This is a genomic window from gamma proteobacterium symbiont of Scutellera amethystina (assembly GCF_059730845.1).
In genome coordinates, this window is the sequence record NZ_AP035935.1 from 1,297,314 (window position 1) to 1,318,420 (window position 21,107).

A 21,107-nucleotide genomic window follows, 5' to 3' on the forward strand; every position below is an offset into this window, starting at 1 on the left:
CAGCCCGCCCTGTACATCAGAAGCCCAGCACCAGACCGGCGATGGCGGCGGAAAGCACGCTCACCAGCGTCGAGCCGTACAGCAGTTTCAGGCCAAAACGTGATACCACGTTACCCTGCTCTTCATGCAGACCTTTGATCGCGCCTGCGACAATACCGATTGAGGAGAAGTTGGCGAAGGAGACCAGGAACACCGACAGAATGCCTTCAGCATGCGGCGACAGCTGACCGGCGATTTTCTGCAGGTCCATCATTGCAACGAATTCGTTAGAAACCAGCTTGGTCGCCATGATGCTGCCCACCTGCAGCGCTTCGCTGGATGGCACGCCCATTACCCAGGCAAACGGATAGAACACATAGCCGAGCACACCCTGGAAGCTGATGCCAAAGATGGTATCAAACAGCGCGTTGAGGCCGGAGATCAGCGCGATAAAGCCAATCAGCATCGCCGCAACGATAATCGCCACTTTGAAACCGGCCAGGATGTATTCACCCAGCATCTCAAAGAAGCTCTGACCTTTATGCAGATCCTGCAGCTGCAGGTCTTCTTCGCTGTCCACGCGGTACGGGTTAATCAGCGACAACACGATAAAGGTACTGAACATGTTGAGCACCAGCGCGGCCACTACGTATTTTGGCTGCAGCATCGTCATGTAGGCACCCACAATCGACATCGACACTGTCGACATCGCGGTGGCTGCCATGGTGTACATGCGGCGCTGTGACATTTTGCCAAGGATATCCTTATAGGCGATAAAGTTTTCTGACTGTCCCAGAATCAGAGAGCTGACGGCGTTAAAGGATTCCAGTTTGCCCATGCCGTTGATCTTCGACAGCACGGTACCGATAGCGCGAATCACCCACGGCAGGATGCGGAAATGCTGCAAAATACCGATCAGGGCCGAGATGAAGACGATAGGGCACAAAACATTGAGGAAGAAGAAGGCCAGGCCTTTCTCGTTCATGTTACCGAACACGAAATTGGTGCCTTCTGCTGCATATTTGAGCAGATGATCAAACAGCCCGGCGAAACCTTTAACAAAACCAAGGCCTGCTTCGGAGTTAAGGAAGAACCACGCCAGCAGCACTTCAATCACCAGCAGCTGAACGATATAGCGAATCCGGATACTCTTACGATCGTGACTGACGAGTAACGCCAGCACGGCTACCACCACCAATGCTAAAAGGAAGTGCAAAATATGGGACATATCGGCTCCAAATTTGAGGAGGGTTGTATTTTGCTGCGTATTCTATGTAACGCGTTACTTAAAAACGAGATCAAAACCACAATATAAGTATTCGGTATCGCTTTATTTCTCAGATTAGTCTCACCGCTCACAACCTGTTTACAAATAGATCACAAGAAATATCCACAAAGAGATTGTCTATAATTTGACCCGGGAGTAGAGTGAAACCTGTTGCATAATTTTTAGCAAGCGCTAACTTTACCTTGTGGTATAGCAATGGCTATACTTTATAGCACCATCTATCAATGCGATAACTATAACCAAATTTCACTTGCCTTGAATGCCCCGTAAGCTGGATGGGTCAGACAAGCGTTAGGACAGGGTCAAAACTATGTCAGAAAGTCGCACCGCCGAGCGCGCCGCTCGCGGAGCCAGAAAGATCAAGCTCGCGCTGCTGGGACCGGCCTTCATCGCGGCCATTGGTTATATCGATCCCGGCAACTTTGCCACCAACATCCAGGCGGGGGCCGCGTACGGCTACAAACTGCTGTGGGTGGTGGTATGGGCCAACATCATGGCGATGCTGATCCAGCTGATGTCCGCCAAGCTGGGCATTGCCACCGGTAAAAACCTCGCCGAGCATATTCGCGATCGCTTCCCGCGCCCGGCGGTATGGTTCTACTGGGTACAGGCGGAGATCATCGCCATGGCCACCGATCTGGCGGAATTCATCGGGGCTGCGCTCGGCTTTAAGCTGCTGCTCGGCATCTCGCTACTGCAGGGCGCGGTGTTAACCGGTATCGCCACGTTCCTGATCCTGATGCTGCAAAACCGTGGACAGAAGCCGCTGGAGCTGGTGATTGGCGGGCTGCTGCTGTTTGTCGCCGCCGCTTATATCGTTGAGCTGTTCTTCTCGCAGCCGCGCGTCAGCGATCTGGTGGTGGGCATGGCGCTGCCGAGCCTGCCTACTTCGGACGCGGTATTCCTCGCGGCTGGCGTACTGGGCGCGACCATTATGCCGCACGTCATTTATCTGCACTCGGCGCTGACGCAGTACGGTAATAAAGGCAGCAAGGCGGAGCGCTACTCCTCCACCAAGCTCGACGTGGCGATCGCCATGACCATTGCCGGTTTCGTTAACCTGGCGATGATGGCCACCGCAGCGGCCGCGTTTCACTTTAGCGGTCACACCAGCATTGTCGATCTCGACCAGGCCTATCTGACGCTGCAGCCGCTGCTGGGTCACGCGGCGGCGATTGTGTTCGGGCTGAGTCTGGTAGCGGCCGGCCTCTCTTCTACCGTGGTGGGCACGCTGGCCGGCCAGGTGGTGATGCAGGGCTTTATCCGCTTCCACATTCCGCTGTGGTTCCGTCGTACCATTACTATGCTGCCGTCCTTTATTGTTATCTGGGCGGGCTGGGATCCGACGCGCATTCTGGTGATGAGCCAGGTGCTGCTGAGCTTCGGTATTGCGCTGGCGCTGATTCCGCTGCTGTCGTTCACCGGGAACCGTGACATCATGGGCGATGAACTGGTGAACTCACGCCTGATGCAAAATGCCGGTCGGCTGATTGTGGTGCTGGTGGTGGCGCTGAATATCTATTTGCTGGTGGGCGAAGCGCTCGGCTGGTAAACAAATGACTGAATAAAAAAATCCCGGCTGCGTCTGCGCCGGGATTTTTTTTAATGGTGATGATGGTCGTGGCGGTCGTGCCGGTGATCGTGACGCCAGTGTTCGCGACGTTCGCGCTCGTGCCAGCGGCGCTCACGTTCACGCTCCCAGGCACGGTGGCGTTTCCACTCTTCGTGACGCCACCAGCGATGATCGTTGTACTGATAGCGATCGTGCCACCAGCGCGGTTCACGCCAGCGACCACCGTCCCAGTAGTAGCCGCGACGATCGCGATCGCCGAGATGCAGCGTGACGCCAGGGGCCAGATTGATGGTAGCGCTACTGGCTTCAGCTGTGTGCAGCGCCAGAGGGGATAACGTTGCCAGCAAAGCGGCAAACAAAATTGCACGTTTCATACTTTCTCCTCATCGATAGCATCGAGGCTACCGTGGCGCTAGTGTGCCATATCGGACCAGACACGCCTTGAGATTTAGTCTGAAAAAGTGTCAGCGAAAGGTTGTGCAGCGTTTTCTGCTAAAGACAGCGCCCGGAAAATTCCGGGCGGGTAAACGGTTACACCAGAATTTGCTCAATGGCAGCGATCTCGTCCGCGGTTAATTCAGGCTGGCTCAGCATGTCGACGGCATCGTCAATCTGCGCGGTTTTACTGGCGCCAATCAGCACCGACGTGACGCGCGTGTCGCGCAGCACCCAGCGCAGCGCCATTTGCGCCAGCTTTTGACCGCGCTGATGCGCCAGCGCCTGCAGCTGCTGCACTTTCGCCATCTTCTCTGGCGTCAGCTGGTTTTCGTTGAGGAATTTGCTGCCGCTGGCGATGCGCGAATCCTGCGGAATGCCCTGCAGATAGCGGTCGGTCAGCACGCCACCGGCCAGTGGTGAAAAAGCAATACAGCCGACGCCATTGTCACCCAGCACGTCCAGCAGACCCTGTTCCGGCGTGCGTTCGAACATCGAATAGCGCGGCTGGTGGATCAGGCAGGGGGTGCCGAGATCGCGCAGCATGGCGATAGCGGCGGCGGCTTTATCCGCCGGGTAGTTCGAAATCGCCGCGTACAGCGCTTTACCCTGACGCACCACCTGATCGAGCGCGCGCATGGTCTCTTCCAGCGGCGTTTCCGGATCCGGACGATGGTGATAAAAGATATCCACGTACTCCAGCCCCATGCGCTTCAGGCTTTGATCGAGGCTGGAAATCAGGTACTTGCGTGAGCCCCAGTCGCCGTACGGACCGTCCCACATGGTGTAACCCGCTTTGGTGGAGATCACCAGCTCGTCGCGCAGGCCGTGAAAATCTTCGCGCAGAATGCGGCCAAAGTTGCTCTCCGCAGAACCGGGCGGCGGCCCGTAGTTATTGGCCAGATCAAAATGGGTAATACCGCGATCAAATGCGTGACGCAGCAGCGCGCGGCTGTTGTCGACGCGCGTGCTGTCGCCAAAGTTGTGCCATAGACCCAGCGAAATCGCCGGCAGCTTCAGGCCGCTGCGGCCGCTGCGGCGATACTGCATCTGGTGATAACGTTCGGCGTGGGGAAAAGTACTCATGCAGCGTTCCTGTCTCAGGTGGGAGAAAGTGGCATCAGCATAGCAGTGTATGCGTTTACACTGCGCCGTAACGCGGCAAAGATCGCAACTTACAGAATTTTCTGTCGTCGTAACGAATGCTTGCCATGCATGACAGCGCGATGATGGTGAAAATCTCGCCAGTTCAGCCACATCGCTAATACTCCTGATCATTCCCCCTCACAGGAGCGGTCGATGAACACTCTTAACGTTGGCGACTATTTACTGCATCGTTTGCACCAGGCGGGTATCCGCCATCTGTTCGGCGTACCCGGCGACTACAACCTGCAATTTCTCGACAGCGTCATTGACCATCCCGGCATTACCTGGGTCGGCTGCGCTAATGAACTCAATGCCGCCTATGCGGCCGATGGTTACGGTCGCTGCAACGGCGCGGCCGCGCTGCTGACCACCTTTGGCGTCGGTGAACTTAGTGCGATTAACGGCATCGCCGGCAGCTACGCCGAATATGTGCCGGTGATTCACATCGTCGGCGCTCCCGCCAGCCACGCCCAGCAGCAGGGCGACTGCGTGCATCATTCGCTCGGCGACGGCGATTTTGGCCATTTTCTGCGCATGGCCCAGGAAGTCAGTGCCGCCAGCGCGGTGCTGAGCGCCGACAACGCCGTGGCTGAAATTGATCGGGTCATCGCTGGCGCGCTGCAGCAGCACCGTCCGGGCTATCTGCTGCTGGCGGTGGATGTCGCCGCCGCCACGGTAACGCTGCCGTCAGCCAGCGCCAGCCCGGCACCGGCTGAAAACCGCGACGTGGCGCAGGCGTTTGCCGCAGCGGCGGAACACCTGCTGGCACCGGCGCAGCGCGTGGCGCTGCTGGCCGATTTTCTCGCTGCCCGCTGGCAGCTGCAGGCACCGCTGGCTGAGCTGCGTGCGCTGCGCGCCATTCCGGCTGCGACGCTACTGATGGGCAAGGGCGTGCTGGATGAGCAGCAACCGGGCTTCGTCGGCACCTACGCCGCCAGCGGCAGCCGCGAAACCGTGCGCGCGGCAATTGAAGATACCGATGTCACCCTGTGCGTCGGCGTGCGTTTTACCGACACCCTGACCGCCGGGTTTACCCAGCAGCTGTCGGCGCAGCGGGTGATTGATCTGCAGCCGTTTCATGCCAGCGTCGCCGGAGAAACCTTCGCACCGCTGAGCATGGCGCAGGCGCTGGCCGCGCTGCTGCCGGTTTATCAGCGCCACTGCGCGCACTGGGCCACGGGCGTGGCCGACATGCCGGACGATGCACCGCCCGCTGCTGCCGCCGTAATCAGTCAGCAGGCTTTCTGGCAGGCGATGCAGCGTTTCCTGCAGCCCGGTGATATTATCCTTGCCGATCAGGGCACGGCGGCGTTTGGCGCTGCCGCGCTGCGTTTACCGCATGATGCGCAGCTGCTGGTACAACCTTTATGGGGTTCCATTGGCTATACTTTACCCGCCACCTTTGGTGCCCAGACGGCGCAGCCCGACCGCCGCGTCATTCTGATCATCGGCGATGGATCGGCGCAGCTGACCATTCAGGAACTGGGATCGATCCAGCGCGACGGCTTAAGCCCGATCATTTTTCTGCTGAATAATGAGGGATACACTGTCGAACGCGCGATCCATGGAGCGGAACAGCGCTACAACGACATCGCGCAGTGGAACTGGACCGCGCTGCCGCAGGCGATGAGCCTGAATTGTGCGGCGCAGAGCTGGCGCATCAGTGAAACGGCGCAGCTCGACGCCGTGATGGCGCTGCTCAGCGAGGCGCGTTGCCTGTCACTGATTGAGGTGGTGATGGAGAAACAGGATTTGCCGCCGCTGCTGCGCACCGTCACGGCGGCGCTGCACCAGCGCAATAGCCACAAAGTTTAGGACAGTTGCCTCTGTACAGTTGGGCTGGCGACATTCAGGCTGTGCGTCGCACTGAATGACCAACGCTCATCGTGCAAGGTGAGCGTTGTTGTTTTATTGGCAGGCTTTTATAGTGTCCTGCACTTGTTTATGACCCAAGCGGAGCAGCAGAAGAATGACAAAATACGCCCTGGTCGGCGATGTGGGCGGCACTAACGCTCGTCTCGCCTTGTGTGAGGTGGAGACCGGCGCCATCTCCCAGGCCAAAACATTCTCAACATCAGACTACGACAACCTTGAAGCAGTTATCCGTCACTATCTGGATGAGCAAAAACAGGACATTACCGACGGCTGCATCGCCATCGCCTGTCCGATCACCGGCGACTGGGTGGAGATGACCAACCATGACTGGGCCTTCTCAACGCGTCAGATGAAGGAAAGTCTGGGCTTTACTACGCTTGAAATCATTAACGATTTCACCGCGGTTTCCATGGCGATTCCGATGCTGACGGCGCAGGACGTCCTGCAGTTCGGCGGCAAATCGCCGGTGCAGGATAAACCGATTGCCATCTACGGTGCTGGCACCGGGCTCGGCGTCAGCCATCTGGTGCACGTTGATAAGCGCTGGGTCAGCCTGCCGGGTGAGGGCGGTCACGTTGACTTCGCGCCAAACAGCGAAGAAGAGGACGCGATTCTCGAAGTGCTGCGCGCCGAACTGGGTCACGTTTCTGCCGAGCGCGTGCTGTCGGGTTCCGGACTGGTTAACCTGTATCGCGCGATTGTGAAATCCGATCAGCGCGAGCCGGAAAACCTCAAGCCAAAAGATGTCACCGAGCGGGCACTGCAGGATAGCTGCATTGACTGCCGCCGCGCGCTGACACTGTTCTGCGTCATCATGGGACGGTTTGGCGGCAACCTGGCGCTGAACCTCGGCACCTTTGGCGGCGTCTACATTGCCGGTGGTATCGTGCCACGCTTCCTCGAGTTCTTTAAAGCGTCCGGCTTCCGCGCGGCGTTCGAAGACAAAGGCCGCTTCCGCGATTACCTCGTTGATATCCCGGTCTACATGATTACTCACGACCAGCCGGGCCTGCTTGGCGCCGGTGCCCATCTGCGCCAGGCGCTGGGGCGCGTGCTGTAATCTGACGGGCGAACGGCTTCCCGTGCCGTTCGCCTTCAAAGATGCATCAGCTGGCGAAACGCCTTCACCTTGCTGCGGCTCACCGGCACCTGCGCATCCATATCGCGCAGCTTCACCAGATAGGTGTTGTTAAACCACGGTTCGATCTCGCCAATCTTGCTCAGATTCACGCAGTAGGAACGGTGGCAGCGAAAGAACATCGACTCAGGCAAACGGCTGCAAAACTCGCTGATCGCCATCGACATCACATAGGCTTCGCGCCGCGTGTAGACAAACGTCAGCTTCTCATGCGCTTCAACGTAATAGATATCGTTGATATCGGTCACGATAATGCGCTCATCTTTAACTAAATTCACCGTTTGCGGCGTGCTGGCTGCCGGATTGTGCTGCTGCGCCTGCTGCTGTTGCGCGCTGGCCTCCAGCTTGTTCAGCATGGTGATGATGCGCGACTCGTGATACGGCTTGAGGATGTAGTCAAACGCCTGCAGTTCGAAGGCCTCGACCGCGTGCTCTTTCCACGCGGTGATAAACACAATCAGCGGCTTATGGATAAACTGGTTGATGTTCTGCGCCAGCAACATGCCGTCCAGCGACGGGATGTTGATATCGAGAAAAATCACGTCCACCCGATGAGTCTGCAGATACTTCAGCACTTCCAGCCCATCATCAAAGCAGGCTTCGATGCTGATCTGGCTATGCTGCTGGATCATCCAGCTTAGCTCCTGCTGCGCCAGGAATTCGTCTTCGACAATAATGGCTTTCACGCTGAGGTTTCCGCTAACGGGGTGAGCGGGCCGGACAGCCGCTGACCACTTTTGCTGAGGGTAAAGGCGATTTCCGTACCGGGCTGATGACGGGTTATGGTTAAGCCGTGGCCGGACAGCAGTTTCACCCGGTGATGCACATTCAGCAGGCCAATTTTGTTGCCCGGCATTTCGTTGCGCGCCACCCGGCTGACCACCTCTTCGCTGATGCCGGCACCGGTATCGCGCACCGCCACGCGGACGCGATCGCCCAGATCTTTCACGCTTAGCGTGACCACGCCTTTGCCGCGACAGGGCTGAATACCGTGCACGATGGCGTTCTCCACCAGCGGCTGAATCAGCAGGCTGGGCAGCGAAAAGTGCAGATCTTCGTCGATGTCGTAAATCATCGACAGCTTGTCGCCAAACCGCGCCTGCTCAATGGCGATGTAATCCTTCACCTGCCACAACTCTTTTTTGATGTCGATGAGTTCGTCATCGTTGAGTTCCAGGTTGTAACGCAGGTAGCGCGACAGGTTAATCACCAGCTGGCGCGCCGTGTCCGGATTCAGGCGAATCGATGAGGAGATGGCATTCAGCGCGTTAAACAGGAAGTGCGGGTTGATTTTGCTTTGCAGCGCGCGCAGTTCCGCTTTATTGGCCATCTCGCGTAACTGCTCGGCACGCGAGACTTCCAGCTGCGTCGAGATGATTTGCGACAGACCGACCGCCATCTCTTTCAGTGAGCCGGTAATACGATGGGCGCGGCGATAGTAGATTTTCAGCGTGCCGGTCACTTCCCCTTTTTCCCAAAGGGGAATCACCAGCATCGAGTGAATGTCTTTGGTGCGGTGTGCCTCATCATTATTCTTAATGATAATTTTTCCGCTGGCGATCGCCTGCGCGGTGGTCGGACTGATGCCGTCGTCGCCGTTGTGGTAGTTCTGCTCGCCGTAGCCGACGTAAGCCAGAATCTGTTTGGTGTTAGTGATCGCCACCGCATCGGCATGGATGTCGCTGCGAATGATGGCGCAAACTTTGCGCAGCGAGTCGCTATTAACCTGACGAAACAGCGGCAGGGTTTTGTTGGCAATCTCCAGCGCCAGTTTGGCCTGACGCGCGGCAATCGCCTCCTTTTCCCCTTCGACGCTCTGCACCAGCAGCACAATCAAACCAATGCTCGACGCGCCGAGAATCATCGGCAGCGCAATTTCCGACACGATGGTTAAACCGAGTGACATCGGTTTCGCCCACAGCACGATCAGCAGCATGGTCAGGCTTTCACACAGCATGCCGCCAAGGATGCCGGCGCGCCAGCGCTGCTCTTTGCTGACGAAGCGGTTGATGGCACCGGCGGCGATACCGGCGATGATGCTGGTAATCAGACAGGGCACCGAGGTGATGCCGTCGATATCAATCAGGAAGCGGTGCACGCCGGCAATCACACCGGTTGCAATGCCGACCCACGGCCCGAACAGAATGCCGCCTGCCATGACCGCAATCACCCGGACGTTGAGCAGTGAGCCGTCAACGTTGATGCCGGACCAGGTGCTGAACAGCGCAAACAGCGAGAAGATGGCGGTCACCACGGCTTTTTCGCCGATTGAGTGTTCATCTTTTTGCAGTAGCTGACGAAATACGCGGGTGCGGGTCAGGAAGAACAGGCAGATCAGCATCAGCGCGGCGCGGTCAAACACCGCCAGCAGCATGTCGAAATGGGAAGGCACGGTGTTCTCCGGAGCAGGCAAGGTTGCGGACATGATAAAAAATGTGATCGCGATCCGCCAGCGTCCCGGCAAGCTGCAGACGTTTCTCATAGCCTGGATCAATTTTTAAGGTGCGCGCTGCCGGTGCGCATCAATGCGCACCCTGTAAACACGTAGATGCACCGCAGGGGCGCCATTTATGGCGACCAGATATGAAGGTGCGCACTGCCGGTGCGCATCAATGCGCACCCTACAGGACCGCAGATGCACTGCAGGGGCGCCATTTATGGCGACCAGATACGAAGCGAAGATGCGCGCCGTGTAAAATTGGCCACTGACACACCGTAGGGGCGCCATTTATGGCGACCAGATCCGCCCGTAACACCCGCCCCTGAAGGGAGGCAAGGCAAATTATCCGCTATGAAACCTGAAAAGAGGAAATCCTGAGTGCCAAAAAGAGGATTGCTGAAAGCGTGCAGCGTTCACTGGTTGTCACGGATGCGGTTTGCTATGTTGCCGTAAGCACAACAGCGGAGCGTGGCCATGCAATTACTCACCCCTCGTTTGTCCCTCAGCCGGTTACAGCCGGAAGACTGGCAGATTTTCAAAGCGGTTCATGAAGATGCCGCGACCATGACCTGGGTGAGCGAGATCCCCGATGAAAACGACATCCGCCAGCGCTTTAACGAGCGGCTGGCACCGTGGCAACCCAGCAGTTTTCACATGCTGTGCCTGGTGGCGCGCCTGCGCGACAGCGGTGAAGCGATTGGTCTGTTTGGCTGCAGCGCCGAGTGGCATCCGTATCGTCAGGCCGAAGTGGGTTACATGCTGCGCCACGCCTGTACCGGTCAGGGCTACGGCAGCGAAGCGTTGCAGGCATTGTGCACGTTCCTGCTGCAGGCCGACTTCCACAAACTCAAAGCGCTGGTGATTGAGGGCAACTGGCCGTCGCGGCGCATTCTGGAAAAGAACGGTTTCGCGCTGGAAGGCACGCTGCGCGATAACTACCGCCTCAACGGTCAGTGGGTAAACGATTGGGTGTTTGGGCGCTTAAACGAAGCAGGCTAAGAAAATTTGCCGTTCCCCCTCGACAATATTGTTATCAGCGCGTTATGTTCTTGTTTCGGTCACCGCAGTGACCAGCGTCGCTCGGATGGTCCGGGCGCTAACGTAATCCAGAGGACATCATGGCTGATAACAGCACACCCCGTCGTTTCTCGCGTATTGAACGTCTGCCCCCCTATGTATTTAACATCACGGCTGAATTGAAGATGGCTGCGCGCCGGCGCGGCGAAGACATCATCGATTTCTCCATGGGCAACCCCGATGGCGCGACACCGCCGCACATCGTGGAAAAGCTCTGTCAGGTGGCACAGCGTGAAGACACGCACGGCTACTCTACCTCCAAAGGGATTCCGCGCCTGCGCCGCGCCATTTCGCGCTGGTACGCCGAGCGTTACCAGGTGGATATCGATCCGGAGTCCGAAGCCATCGTTACCATCGGCTCGAAAGAGGGCCTGGCGCACCTGATGCTGGCGACGCTTGATCACGGTGACACCGTGCTGGTGCCTAATCCCAGCTACCCGATTCACATCTACGGTGCGGTGATCGCCGGCGCGCAGGTGCGCTCGGTGCCGCTGGTTGCGGGCGTCGATTTCTTCAATGAGCTGGAACGCGCCATCCGCGAAAGCTACCCGAAACCGAAGATGATGATCCTCGGCTTTCCGTCCAACCCGACATCGCAGTGCGTGGAGCTGGACTTCTTCGAGCGCGTCATCGCGCTGGCGAAACAGTACAACGTGCTGGTCATCCACGATCTGGCCTACGCTGACATCACCTATGATGGCTGGAAAGCGCCCTCGATTATGCAGGTGCCGGGCGCGCGCGATGTGGCGGTGGAATTCTTTACCCTGTCAAAAAGCTACAACATGGCAGGCTGGCGCATCGGCTTTATGGTCGGCAACAAAGAGCTGGTGGCGGCACTGGCACGCATCAAAAGCTATCACGACTACGGCACCTTCACACCGCTGCAGGTGGCGGCGATTGCGGCACTGGAGGGCGATCAGCAGTGCGTGCGTGATATCGCCGAGCAGTATAAACGCCGGCGCGATGTACTGGTGAAAGGGCTGCATGAGGCGGGCTGGATGGTCGATCTGCCGAAAGCGTCCATGTACGTCTGGGCGAAAATCCCCGACCATTACGCGCATCTGGGCTCGCTCGAATTCGCCAAACGGCTGCTGCAGGAGGCGAAAGTGTGCGTCTCGCCGGGCATTGGCTTTGGTGACTACGGCGATACCCACGTGCGTTTTGCCCTGATTGAAAACAGCGATCGTATTCGTCAGGCGGTGCGTGGCATTAAAGCGATGTTCCGCGCCGACGGTATTTTGCCGGGAACGGTAAAAGCGGTGGAAGAAGCAGAGTAACTACAAATCGGGGCGACTGAGCGGTCGCCCCGGCTCGCGTCTTTACAGCATCAGCACGAAGGTGCCGACCCAAAGTAAGACGAAGAAAGAGATTCCCATCAAGGCGTATTTCACAAAACAACTCCTCTGAGCGGTTACAATGATGGCGATCCCAAACCAGCGTAACCCGAACAGAATAAGAGAAAGGTGGAGTTCATCATCGCTACACGCTTTCTACTCAGGTCGCTCCGGGCTGCCCCGAAACAGGATCGAGCGCTAATTTACGCGGAATCGATCCGAAAATAAATAGGTCACTTCTGAGAAGTTGCTCACATTTTCATCGGGTCTCAATCTGCGGAATCGCCGACATGCCGACACGTAATTGCGCCAGATCGCTCTGATGCGGATCCAGCACAATTTTCACCGGCAAACGTTGAACCACTTTAGTGTAGTTGCCGGTGGCGTTATCGGGGGCAATCGCGGAAAACGTGGCGCCGGTAGCGGGCGCAATACTGTCAACGTGACCGGTGAAGGTCTTGCCGGGCAATGCATCAATCTTCACCACCACTCTCTGGCCCGGGCGCACATCCGCCAGCTGCGTCTCCAGATAATTGGCGGTGATGTAAGTCTGCTGTAGCGGCACCACGGCCAGCAGACGCGTACCCGCGCTGACCCAGGCTCCCACGCGCACCGAACGCTGACCCACCATGCCATCCACCGGCGCAATAATACGCGTATAAGAGAGATTCAACCCGGCCTGGTCGACGCTGGCCTGCGCCGCCGCGACATCAGCCTCCGCCTGACGCAGCGCGGCCTCAAGCACCTTCACCTGCTGTTGGGCCGCCGCCAGCGCTGCTGCGCTCTGGCGCACCGTGGCGGCGGCGGAACGCTGGGTTGAGCTGGCTTTCTGCTGATCGTCAGCGGCTATGGTGCCGCTCTTGTACAGCTGGTTGTAGCGCGCCGCGCTCTGCCCGGCATACTGCGCCGATGCCTGACTGGCGGCCAGCGTGGCGCGGGCCTCGGCAATGGTGGACTGCTGCTGGTCGAGCTGCGCCTGCGCGCTCAGCCGTTTGGCGTCGCTGACCTGCAAATTCGCCCGCGCGGTCTCCAGCGCCACGCGATAGTCGCGGTCGTCGAGCGTCGCCAGCACGTCACCAGCCCGCACGCGCTGGTTATCCTGCACGTTGACGTGGGCGATATAGCCGGACACCTTCGGGGCCACCAGCGTGTAATCGGCATTCACCCAGGCATCATCAGTGCGATGGTCGTTGCCGGTCATGGCTGACCACAGCCAGAACGCCATCGCCAGCAAAACCAGCAGCAGGGCGCTCAGCAGGATTGTTCGTTTCATAGCAAAAGCGTGCATAACAGTTATTCCGGAGTTTTGGTAACAGGTTGAATCAGGGTTTGCGGTGGCCAGACGCGTTTCGCCAGGCACAGCGTCAGCACTAACAGCCCGGCAGCGAAGGCGATCAGCATCAGATACGCATCGCTCAGGCTCAGCACCATGGCCTGATGCTTCAGCAGGGTGGCGAAGCCGCTGAGATTGGCCGCGCTGCTGGCGCTGCCGTCGGCCAACAGCGGCAGGCTGCTGCTGGCCTGCTGGCTATCCGCTGCGGTCATCAGCCAGCTGCGACTGGCAGCCTGATCGACCAGCACGCTGGAGTGAAACTGCTCACGATGGCTGATAAACCACTCCACCAGCGTGCTGGCGGCAATGCTGGCAAAGCCGCGTACGGTATTGAAAATGGCGGAGGCGAACGGCCCTTCCGGCGGCGCGACCACGCTGGTGGCGCTCATCAGCACCGGCAGAATCACCATCGGCTGACCAAACGCCTGCAAGATCTGCATCAGCCAGAAGTTTTGCCGCGCCCAGTCGGTGGTGATCTGCATGCCGAGCAGGCAGGCGGTCGCCAGCAGCAGCACACCGGCGCTCAGCACCCAGCGGCAGTCAATCCAGCGGATATTCAGCAGGCTGGCGACCAGCGGTGCAATCAGCAACTGCGGCAGGCCGATGGTCAACGCCAGCGGCGCGAACTGCAGCGTGCGAAACCCCTCCACCTGACCAAAATAGGCCGACGGCAGCGCCGAACCGGACAGCGCCAGAATCAGTACACCCGCCAGCGCCAGCAAACCGTGCGACAAATTACGCCGGCGCAGCATCTGCAACTTAAACAGCGGCAGCGGGTGAAACCATTCATTAATAAAGAACACAATCAGCAACGCCAGCGCGCTGAATAATAGGGCGACAAACAGCGGCGAGCTGAGCCAGTCGAGACGCTCACCCTGCGTCAGCGCCAGAATCAGCAGCGCCATGCCCGAGCAGCCGCTCAGCATGCCGAACAGGTCAATCTGTTTAAATCGCTCAGTGCGCAGCGGATCCTGCGGCAGACCCCAGCCGATCAGCAGCATGGCGATCAGCATGGCCGGCACCACCTGCCAGAACACAAACATCCAGCTGACGTCATCGGTCCAGAACGCCGCCAGCGACGCCGCCAGATTCGGGCCAAACGTGGCGGTGAGGGCGTAAGCACTCAGCCCATAAAGTTTGATCGGCGGTGGCAGAAAGCGCAGCGCCACCGTCATCAGCAGCGGCGGCAGGGCGCCGCCAAACAGTCCCTGCACCACGCGCAGCGCAATAAATAGCGGGGCCGTGGGCATAAAGGGCAGCAGGACACCGCACATCATGAAACCGGCCGACACCGCCAGCGCGAAGCGGCGCAGCGAAAAGGTGACGGCGAACCACGGTGCAATCATCATCGCGGCGACTTCCGCTGCCTGATAAGCCGAAATAATCCAGCTGCCGTCATCGTAGCTAATGCCGACTGCGGCACGGATATCGGCCAGCGCGATGTCGGTAACGCGATCGTTTAATCCGGAGGTCAGTGCGGCGATCAGCACCCCCACCAGCCCCAGCGCGAGGCGCAGGGTAAAAGGATGCGGTGCCGGTGCCGCGACGGGCTGGGCATTCATAGCAGGTGTCTCGTTATTGGTTGATGCGGTGTATTGCGATGTGATACAGCTCGCATCTTACATTTCGATATGGTGTATTGCAATGTGATACAGGGTGTAAAAGTGCGATCGTTCGCGCTAAAGTAGGGCAGGCCAAAAAGGAACGTATCATGGTAGAACCTCCCTCAAGCCGTGAGGATGAAAAAGCGGGTGGCATTCAGGTCATTGCGCGTGCGGCAAAAATTTTAAATGCGCTCGGTGAGCATCCGGGCGGCATGAGTCTGGGTGAAATTGCGCAGGTGGTCGATCTGCCGCGCTCGACGGTGCAGCGCATCGTGGCGGCGCTGGATAGCGCGCAGCTGGTGCGCAGCGGCGGGGCAGGCGGACTGCGCCTCGGTCCGGCGTTGCTGAAGCTGATCTCCAGCGTGCACAGTGACGTGGTGGAAATTGTCCGGCCGTTCCTCGAACAACTCTCGGCGGAAATCAATGAAACGGTATCGCTGGCGCGAGCCAGCGGGACGCAGCTGGCGATTGTCCATTACGTGGTGGCGACGCGTGAGCTGCGCGTGGTGCCACACATCGGCCTGAATCTGCCACTCTACAGTACGTCCGGTGGCCGGGCGCTGCTGGCGCTGGAGAGCGACGAAGATGTGCGGGTAATGGTCGGCGAAGCCTATGCGGAACTGACGGAAATGACGGTAAAAACGCTGCCGCAGTTGCTGACGCTGATTGCGGAGGTGCGCGCCAGCGGACTGGCTATCGATCGCGGCGAAACGCTGGAGGGCATTTCCACCATGGCGGTCGCGATTGATACGCTGTTCGGGCGCTTCTCGATCTCACTGCTGGTGCCGACCGCACGTTTTCACCGCCAGGAAGCGCATTACCGGACAGCGCTGATAAAGTGTAAAGAGGCGCTGATTCGCGAAATTGGCAAAATAACTGCTGCGGAAGGATAACCGACTGATGAAAACCTTGCTGATGGCCATTGATAACTCACCGGTGGCGGAAAAAGTGATCGCCCTGACCATTGAACAGGCGCTGGCGCAACAGGCGCAGGTCACCGTGCTGTGCTGTGTCGATCCGGCTTATTCGTCGTGCAATCAGCCGATTGAGATCGACGCCGGGGAAGACCCGGACGATTTTGTCGTGGCGCAGGATGAACAAAACACGGCTGAAATGGTGGTACGCCATGCGCTGGCACCGCTGCTGCGCGCTGGCATTGACGCACGCGGGCTGATTCTGGCCGGTGAAGCGGCAGAAACCATTGTGGCGCAGTCTGAGGCGTTGCACGCCAGTATGATTATAATGGGCCGTCGTCACCTGTCGCCGCTCAACCGTCTGCTGAAAGGCTCGGTAAGCGCAGCAGTGATTGAACGCGCCAGCTGTCCGGTTTTAATTGACGTTCGCAAGGATTAATGTCGCTCCATGTTCTCGCTTTTCCCGCTCACGCTGGCCGCTTTTGTGCTGCTGGCGATCATCATCGTGATACTGCTGCGCACCACCGCGTTGCGCGTCTGGCAGGGTGTCCTGCTGTTTTTGCTGCCTGTGCTGCTGGCTAATCTGCTGTGGTTTAGCTGGCTGCATCCGCGTCAGGAGCGCGAGGCGCTGGCGGCGCAGGTGGCTATCCAACTGAGCGACGCGCCGGGTTATCGCGTGCTGAAAGTGCAGGAGCCGGCGCTGTGGCAACTGCTCAATCGCGAGTTGCAGCACAAGCTGGCAGAGGGCGTACCTGCGGAGCAGGCGCTGGGCGATATGCGCGGCTGGCTGATGGATTTGGTGAATCAGCGCATGGCGCGCGCCAGCGATGCGGCGATCATCAACTACATCCGCGTTTCGGTGCAGGAGATGCAGGCGCTGCAGCAGCAGGATACGCAGCGCTGCTTCCGTTTCCTCTATCCGCAGGTCAGCGGTGGCGTCAATCTGCAACAGGTGCTGTCGCCGGAGCTTAATCAGCGCGATGGTGAAGCGCTCGAGGCACTGTTGCAAAACAGTACCGGCGATGAGCTGGCGGTGGATCAGCCTCAGGCGCAGCGCGATCTGCAGCGCGTGGTGGAAAAACTGTATGGCAAGTGGGGCGATAAGCTGCAGCAGCTGAATATGCCGGCGGATACGGCGGTGGATCGCGGCACGATGTGCGCGATGTCGATTGATCTTTACAGCGGAATTCTCGCATTGCCGGACAAACAAGCGGCCAATCTTTTGCGTAAGATGGTCAGCCTTACCGGATAACGGGCGAAAAAAAGCCCGCTCAGCACGGGCATAAAGGTCACTTTCAGTATGTCTTTTTGTGGGTATCACCTGGTGTGGTGCAGACTTCGTTTTGTCTGAAGTCATCTTCTCACTGCTGATGTGATAAGGAAAACCGTTTGGTTTTATTGATTTGATTGGCGAAAGCTTTGCATTAATCGGACATTTCGCGTCTTTTTCCTATAGAGGCGTGTGGCGTTGCCTTTTACACTGCAACGTCTGATGAGGACACCCTAATGAATAAAATGCTTATTAGCGCGTTAGCGCTTTTTATGCTGGCCGGCTGTAGTGTCAGCAAACCCGGGGGTTTTGAGCGCGTAGATGAAGATGCCCGTTCAAATACCGTACAGTATCGTTACGATCCACAGAAGCTGGATAAAGATGCGCTGGAACTTGATCTGGCGAATTACTGTAACCAGCGCGGCTTCGATAAAGTCGAATCGCTTCCGGCGCAGGACAGCAATTTGCCTGGCCTGAAGAAAGTCTGGTATCAATGTAATTACGCGGTGAAAAGCTAAAAAATAAGGGCGGGATTGATTCCCGCCCTTTCTTTATTCATTTTTTATTATGTGCTGTGTGTGCTTTGCCCAATTACCAGTGACGATAGCCGCCATGGCCGTGATGCCAGCCGCCGCCGTGCCCGTGGCCCCAGCCGGGACCGCGTCCATGGTCGTGCTCGATAATACACCCGCTTAGCATGGTCATAATCGCCACCACCGAAGCGACTTTTATTAACTTCTTCATGGAGAGTCCTCCTCTTTTCCAATGAGGCCAGATTAACCGGGAAAAGTGGAGTGAAGATGCAGTGAATGTAGAGTTATTTCCGTAATTATTACCAGATATGTCAATTAAAAGCTAAAAGTGACAGGGCGGGAAATAAACCAATCGGAATAAGCTGAATAGCGCCTGATAATAACCCGATTACTCTGAAATGCAAGGTTAAATAACAGTCATTCTCAACGCGTGATCAATTCTGTGGTCATCAGTAAAAAGCCTGCCGTGCAATTACACGGCAGGGTGGTGAATTAATTATGCAGTACCGGCGAGGCCAGGTTTTGACGATTTGGCAGACGGATACTGAGCGACAGCACCAGCGAGATCACCAGCAGTGTCATAATCAGACTGAAGGTCACGGTGAAGCCGCCGAACACCGAAGCCACCAGCGAGCCAAGCACGCTACCGATGCCGAAGCCGAGATAGATCAGGCCATAGTTTTTGGTCAGGTTGTTGAGGCCGAAGAAATCGCTGACCAGTGACGGAAAGACGGTGATGGTGCCGCCAAAGCTGAACGCCACGCAGGCCAGCGACAGGAAGAAGGTGGTTTCATTCATGTGGGTGAACAGCAGGATGCTCATGCCGCTCAGCGAAACCAGCTGTGCCAGCGAAATGACCCGGATGCGCGCCATTTTGTCCGACAGCACGCCGAGAATCAGTCGTCCGCTCAGGTTTGCAATGGCAATTATCGTCACCGCATTGGCCGCCGTTTGCGTACTCAGGTGCACCAGGCCTTCACCAATGTCTTTCGCGACGCCAATCACATACAAACCACTCATGCAGGCCGTCAGGAACATCAGTGCCAGCATCCAGTACTGCGGCAGGCGCACCGACTGCGCCAGCGTGAACTCCTGTGCCGCCTGCTGCTGACGTGAACCGGCCTGCTGTAGCGGCGCATCGCGCATCATCAGGGCCCCGGCAATAATCATCGTCATCGCCAGCACACCCCAAATCACAAAGGTATTTTCCAGCCCCTGAGTGCTAAGCAGTGCGCCACAGATGAATTTAAAGCCGAGACTGCCGAGGCCGTAAGCGCCGATCGAACAGGCCGAAATCAGCCCTTTGCGCTCCGGAAACCACTTCACGCAGTTAGAGAGCGTCATCAGATAACCCGCACCATCGGCCAGCCCGACCAGAATGCCGGCGCTCAGGTACAGCATCATCAGGTTGTCAGCATGGGCGGTCAGCCAGAAGCCAATCGCCATCAGAATGCCTGCACCGATAGTGACGTTGCGCACGCCAAAGCGCTCCTGCAGCTTGCCGGCCAGCGAGGAGGCAATCGCCAGACCGAGGCTGAGCAGACCAAAGGAAAAAGCCACCTGGCTGACCGGCGCATCCAGTTTCTGTGCCAGCTGGCCATTAAACAGGCTCCAGGTATAAACCGAGCCGAGCGCGAACTGGGTAATGATGGTGCCTGCGAGGGTAAGGATACGGACACGCTGATGATTAGGGGTAACGGCTGTTGTCATTTTTCTCTCTCCCATCCGGGAATACGGAATCTGCAGCGATAATAAGCCTCACGCGGGCGCGGGTGGTGCGGACGGGCGTGAACGGAGCGGGAGACGGAATGAAATGCTGTGAAAACGGTATGAATGGCATTGCGCCTTTGCTTAAGCGCAGCGCGGATGTCGTCACATGAACAGGCATTGCGACAGGTGAGCATGTGTAACAGGGTGTTTTAAGCGCAGCATCTGCGCGGCAAAACGCAGGAACTTTGCCAGGCTTAAAGTTCATTCAACAGGAGGAAATATGAAAGACCGGGCATATGAATCCGTATCCAGCGGGGATGAGGTTTGCTGCATCATCGGTCAGGCGGTTATCGAGTTAAGCGATGAACAGCAGCCTGTGACCAGGTCCACCCTGTCGCTGAAATTACTGGCGATGGCCGACCGCGACAGAGATGATGAACGCGTTCTGCTTTACTGGATTGCCAGAAAAGCCATTAACCAACCTCACCAGCTCAACATCGGCGTCGGGGGCTGGCGCTAGAGGAGTGACAGAGCGGGCGTCATGCCCGCTCTTGCTTCACGCCAGACGTAACCGGCGATGAGACGGCCAGCGCACGAACATCACCATGTTCCCTGCCAGAATCATCACCAGCCCGACGATAGCATTGCTATGCCACTGATAGCCTTCATACAGCGTCGAAAGCGTCAGTGCCACCAGCGGAAACAGCAGGGTGCTGTAAGCCGCCTGACTGGCACCGATGCGCCCCACCAGCGTGAAGTAGGCACCAAAGCCCAGCACCGAGCCAAACAAAGCCAGATAACTCATTGCCCCCAGCCACTGCAGATTGAGTGCCGGTGCCAGCGCGTCGCCATTCACCAGCGCCAGCACGGCCATGATCAGCGCACCGTACAGCATGGCGTAGCTGTTGGTGGTCAGCACGTCGCGCTGACGACGCTGATGGCGGGTAGAAATCATATTGCCAAAGGAGAAACCGAGCGTGCCCAGCGCGCTCAGTCCCACGCCCCACAGCAGCTGCGGCGCAAAATGGGCTGACTGAATATCCTGCCAGAACAACGCAACAATCCCGCCTAGGCCCAGCGCGGCGGCGGGCAGCAGGCGGAAAGGCGGACGCTGGCGGAAAAAGATCCAGCTGTTGAGCGCGTTATACAGCACCGCCATCGAAAAAATCACCGACTCCAGTCCGGTGCTGATCATCGCTGCCGCATGGTAAAAGCAGACAAAATTAAAACCAAATACGCAGCCGCCCTGTAACAGACAAAACAGGTGGTCACGCGCATCCAGCGTACGCAGACGTTTCAGCAGCCGGAGAAGCACCAGCATGGTCAACGAGGCGAACAGGAAGCGCCAGAATACCGCCACCAGTACCGGCGTATCGGCGGCCTGCTGCTGCAGAAAAATCGCAATCCAGGTGGTGCCCCAAATCAGCACCACCGCGAGGTATAACATCAGGTTCATCA

Annotated in this window: 21 protein-coding genes; 10 read left to right on the forward strand and 11 right to left on the reverse strand. The window is 57.9% G+C overall.

Going from position 1 to position 21,107, the window contains the following annotated elements; genetic code table 11:
* Window positions 1-16: 16 nt before the first annotated feature.
* Entirely contained in the window at window positions 17-1,207 is a 1,191-nt protein-coding gene (locus tag AC6I79_RS05900; RefSeq protein ID WP_031279840.1) for a NupC/NupG family nucleoside CNT transporter, read from the reverse strand.
* Between the two features lie 370 nt (window positions 1,208-1,577).
* Between AC6I79_RS05900 and AC6I79_RS05905 the strand changes: the two genes are divergently transcribed.
* Window positions 1,578-2,819, forward strand: a complete 1,242-nt coding sequence (locus AC6I79_RS05905) for an Nramp family divalent metal transporter (RefSeq protein WP_021508247.1) — start codon at window positions 1,578-1,580, stop codon at window positions 2,817-2,819.
* Window positions 2,820-2,869: 50 nt separating this feature from the next.
* Here the strand turns inward: AC6I79_RS05905 and AC6I79_RS05910 are convergent, their stop codons facing one another.
* Together AC6I79_RS05910 and AC6I79_RS05915 are read right to left on the reverse strand one after the other, a co-directional pair.
* Window positions 2,870-3,214: a DUF2502 domain-containing protein gene (locus AC6I79_RS05910; RefSeq protein ID WP_059012163.1), complete on the reverse strand. Its 345-nt coding sequence runs from the start codon at window positions 3,212-3,214 to the stop codon at window positions 2,870-2,872.
* Window positions 3,215-3,371: 157 nt separating this feature from the next.
* Complete coding sequence (locus AC6I79_RS05915; RefSeq protein WP_215480569.1) at window positions 3,372-4,361, reverse strand: aldo/keto reductase; 990 nt, start codon at window positions 4,359-4,361, stop codon at window positions 3,372-3,374.
* A 213-nt stretch (window positions 4,362-4,574) separates the two neighbouring features.
* Here AC6I79_RS05915 and AC6I79_RS05920 point away from each other — a divergent pair, with 213 nt between their 5' ends.
* Together AC6I79_RS05920 and glk are read left to right on the forward strand one after the other, a co-directional pair.
* Window positions 4,575-6,236 carry an alpha-keto acid decarboxylase family protein gene (locus tag AC6I79_RS05920; protein ID WP_104093029.1) on the forward strand — a complete coding sequence of 554 codons (1,662 nt, stop codon included), beginning with the start codon at window positions 4,575-4,577 and terminating at the stop codon, window positions 6,234-6,236.
* 154 nt (window positions 6,237-6,390) lie between these two features.
* Window positions 6,391-7,356 carry a glucokinase gene (gene glk / locus AC6I79_RS05925; RefSeq protein ID WP_058781785.1) on the forward strand — a complete coding sequence of 322 codons (966 nt, stop codon included), beginning with the start codon at window positions 6,391-6,393 and terminating at the stop codon, window positions 7,354-7,356.
* 35 nt (window positions 7,357-7,391) lie between these two features.
* Here the strand turns inward: glk and AC6I79_RS05930 are convergent, their stop codons facing one another.
* Entirely contained in the window at window positions 7,392-8,120 is a 729-nt protein-coding gene (locus AC6I79_RS05930; protein ID WP_058781786.1) for a LytR/AlgR family response regulator transcription factor, read from the reverse strand.
* A complete protein-coding gene (locus AC6I79_RS05935) occupies window positions 8,117-9,808 on the reverse strand; it encodes a sensor histidine kinase (RefSeq protein WP_305798613.1) in 1,692 nt (563 codons plus the stop codon). The genes AC6I79_RS05930 and AC6I79_RS05935 overlap by 4 nt, the downstream gene beginning before the upstream one ends.
* A 540-nt stretch (window positions 9,809-10,348) precedes the next feature.
* On the opposite strand from AC6I79_RS05935, the gene AC6I79_RS05940 reads away from it, so the two are divergent.
* The gene (locus tag AC6I79_RS05940) at window positions 10,349-10,873 is read left to right on the forward strand and encodes a GNAT family N-acetyltransferase (protein WP_031280018.1); all 525 of its coding nucleotides are present in this window, start codon (window positions 10,349-10,351) and stop codon (window positions 10,871-10,873) included.
* 119 nt (window positions 10,874-10,992) lie between these two features.
* On the forward strand, window positions 10,993-12,228 hold the full coding sequence (gene alaC, locus AC6I79_RS05945; protein WP_059012156.1) for an alanine transaminase: 1,236 nt from the start codon (window positions 10,993-10,995) through the stop codon (window positions 12,226-12,228).
* A 42-nt stretch (window positions 12,229-12,270) separates the two neighbouring features.
* Here the strand turns inward: alaC and ypdK are convergent, their stop codons facing one another.
* From ypdK to AC6I79_RS05960, 3 genes are all read right to left on the reverse strand, one after another.
* Window positions 12,271-12,342, reverse strand: a complete 72-nt coding sequence (gene ypdK, locus AC6I79_RS05950; RefSeq protein WP_006120362.1) for a membrane protein YpdK — start codon at window positions 12,340-12,342, stop codon at window positions 12,271-12,273.
* Between the two features lie 202 nt (window positions 12,343-12,544).
* On the reverse strand, window positions 12,545-13,573 hold the full coding sequence (locus AC6I79_RS05955; protein WP_125311816.1) for an HlyD family secretion protein: 1,029 nt from the start codon (window positions 13,571-13,573) through the stop codon (window positions 12,545-12,547).
* Between the two features lie 5 nt (window positions 13,574-13,578).
* Window positions 13,579-15,180: an MFS transporter gene (locus tag AC6I79_RS05960; RefSeq protein ID WP_498027622.1), complete on the reverse strand. Its 1,602-nt coding sequence runs from the start codon at window positions 15,178-15,180 to the stop codon at window positions 13,579-13,581.
* 149 nt (window positions 15,181-15,329) lie between these two features.
* Here AC6I79_RS05960 and AC6I79_RS05965 point away from each other — a divergent pair, with 149 nt between their 5' ends.
* From AC6I79_RS05965 to AC6I79_RS05980, 4 genes are all read left to right on the forward strand, one after another.
* On the forward strand, window positions 15,330-16,115 hold the full coding sequence (locus AC6I79_RS05965; protein ID WP_021509102.1) for an IclR family transcriptional regulator: 786 nt from the start codon (window positions 15,330-15,332) through the stop codon (window positions 16,113-16,115).
* Between the two features lie 7 nt (window positions 16,116-16,122).
* Window positions 16,123-16,575: a universal stress protein gene (locus tag AC6I79_RS05970; protein WP_058758371.1), complete on the forward strand. Its 453-nt coding sequence runs from the start codon at window positions 16,123-16,125 to the stop codon at window positions 16,573-16,575.
* Between the two features lie 9 nt (window positions 16,576-16,584).
* Window positions 16,585-17,388: a hypothetical protein gene (locus AC6I79_RS05975; RefSeq protein WP_125311820.1), complete on the forward strand. Its 804-nt coding sequence runs from the start codon at window positions 16,585-16,587 to the stop codon at window positions 17,386-17,388.
* Between the two features lie 254 nt (window positions 17,389-17,642).
* Window positions 17,643-17,924, forward strand: coding sequence for a membrane lipoprotein lipid attachment site-containing protein (locus AC6I79_RS05980; protein ID WP_021509105.1), 282 nt, complete (start codon window positions 17,643-17,645; stop codon window positions 17,922-17,924).
* 73 nt (window positions 17,925-17,997) lie between these two features.
* On the opposite strand, the gene AC6I79_RS05985 is transcribed toward AC6I79_RS05980, so the two are convergent.
* Both AC6I79_RS05985 and AC6I79_RS05990 read right to left on the reverse strand, forming a co-directional pair.
* The gene (locus tag AC6I79_RS05985) at window positions 17,998-18,150 is read right to left on the reverse strand and encodes a hypothetical protein (protein ID WP_166711810.1); all 153 of its coding nucleotides are present in this window, start codon (window positions 18,148-18,150) and stop codon (window positions 17,998-18,000) included.
* A gap of 281 nt (window positions 18,151-18,431) precedes the next feature.
* Complete coding sequence (locus tag AC6I79_RS05990) at window positions 18,432-19,649, reverse strand: L-lactate MFS transporter (protein ID WP_215480566.1); 1,218 nt, start codon at window positions 19,647-19,649, stop codon at window positions 18,432-18,434.
* A gap of 280 nt (window positions 19,650-19,929) precedes the next feature.
* Between AC6I79_RS05990 and AC6I79_RS05995 the strand changes: the two genes are divergently transcribed.
* Window positions 19,930-20,169: a hypothetical protein gene (locus AC6I79_RS05995; RefSeq protein WP_021313687.1), complete on the forward strand. Its 240-nt coding sequence runs from the start codon at window positions 19,930-19,932 to the stop codon at window positions 20,167-20,169.
* Between the two features lie 36 nt (window positions 20,170-20,205).
* Here AC6I79_RS05995 and AC6I79_RS06000 read toward each other — a convergent pair whose 3' ends face one another.
* Entirely contained in the window at window positions 20,206-21,105 is a 900-nt protein-coding gene (locus AC6I79_RS06000) for a DMT family transporter (RefSeq protein WP_215480565.1), read from the reverse strand.
* Window positions 21,106-21,107: the final 2 nt, after the last annotated feature.

Excerpts from the sequence above, each read along its gene's own strand:
- AC6I79_RS05900 (WP_031279840.1), bottom strand. The coding sequence starts at position 1,207 with ATGTCCCATATTTTGCACTTCCTTTTAGCATTGGTGGTGGTAGCCGTG.
- AC6I79_RS05905 (WP_021508247.1), top strand. The coding sequence starts at position 1,578 with ATGTCAGAAAGTCGCACCGCCGAGCGCGCCGCTCGCGGAGCCAGAAAG.
- AC6I79_RS05910 (WP_059012163.1), bottom strand. The coding sequence starts at position 3,214 with ATGAAACGTGCAATTTTGTTTGCCGCTTTGCTGGCAACGTTATCCCCT.
- AC6I79_RS05915 (WP_215480569.1), bottom strand. The coding sequence starts at position 4,361 with ATGAGTACTTTTCCCCACGCCGAACGTTATCACCAGATGCAGTATCGC.
- AC6I79_RS05920 (WP_104093029.1), top strand. The coding sequence starts at position 4,575 with ATGAACACTCTTAACGTTGGCGACTATTTACTGCATCGTTTGCACCAG.
- glk (WP_058781785.1), top strand. The coding sequence starts at position 6,391 with ATGACAAAATACGCCCTGGTCGGCGATGTGGGCGGCACTAACGCTCGT.
- AC6I79_RS05935 (WP_305798613.1), bottom strand. The coding sequence starts at position 9,808 with ATGCTGCTGGCGGTGTTTGACCGCGCCGCGCTGATGCTGATCTGCCTG.
- AC6I79_RS05940 (WP_031280018.1), top strand. The coding sequence starts at position 10,349 with ATGCAATTACTCACCCCTCGTTTGTCCCTCAGCCGGTTACAGCCGGAA.
- alaC (WP_059012156.1), top strand. The coding sequence starts at position 10,993 with ATGGCTGATAACAGCACACCCCGTCGTTTCTCGCGTATTGAACGTCTG.
- AC6I79_RS05955 (WP_125311816.1), bottom strand. The coding sequence starts at position 13,573 with ATGCACGCTTTTGCTATGAAACGAACAATCCTGCTGAGCGCCCTGCTG.
- AC6I79_RS05960 (WP_498027622.1), bottom strand. The coding sequence starts at position 15,180 with ATGAATGCCCAGCCCGTCGCGGCACCGGCACCGCATCCTTTTACCCTG.
- AC6I79_RS05965 (WP_021509102.1), top strand. The coding sequence starts at position 15,330 with ATGGTAGAACCTCCCTCAAGCCGTGAGGATGAAAAAGCGGGTGGCATT.
- AC6I79_RS05970 (WP_058758371.1), top strand. The coding sequence starts at position 16,123 with ATGAAAACCTTGCTGATGGCCATTGATAACTCACCGGTGGCGGAAAAA.
- AC6I79_RS05975 (WP_125311820.1), top strand. The coding sequence starts at position 16,585 with ATGTTCTCGCTTTTCCCGCTCACGCTGGCCGCTTTTGTGCTGCTGGCG.
- AC6I79_RS05980 (WP_021509105.1), top strand. The coding sequence starts at position 17,643 with ATGAATAAAATGCTTATTAGCGCGTTAGCGCTTTTTATGCTGGCCGGC.
- AC6I79_RS05985 (WP_166711810.1), bottom strand. The coding sequence starts at position 18,150 with ATGAAGAAGTTAATAAAAGTCGCTTCGGTGGTGGCGATTATGACCATG.
- AC6I79_RS05990 (WP_215480566.1), bottom strand. The coding sequence starts at position 19,649 with ATGACAACAGCCGTTACCCCTAATCATCAGCGTGTCCGTATCCTTACC.
- AC6I79_RS05995 (WP_021313687.1), top strand. The coding sequence starts at position 19,930 with ATGAAAGACCGGGCATATGAATCCGTATCCAGCGGGGATGAGGTTTGC.
- AC6I79_RS06000 (WP_215480565.1), bottom strand. The coding sequence starts at position 21,105 with ATGAACCTGATGTTATACCTCGCGGTGGTGCTGATTTGGGGCACCACC.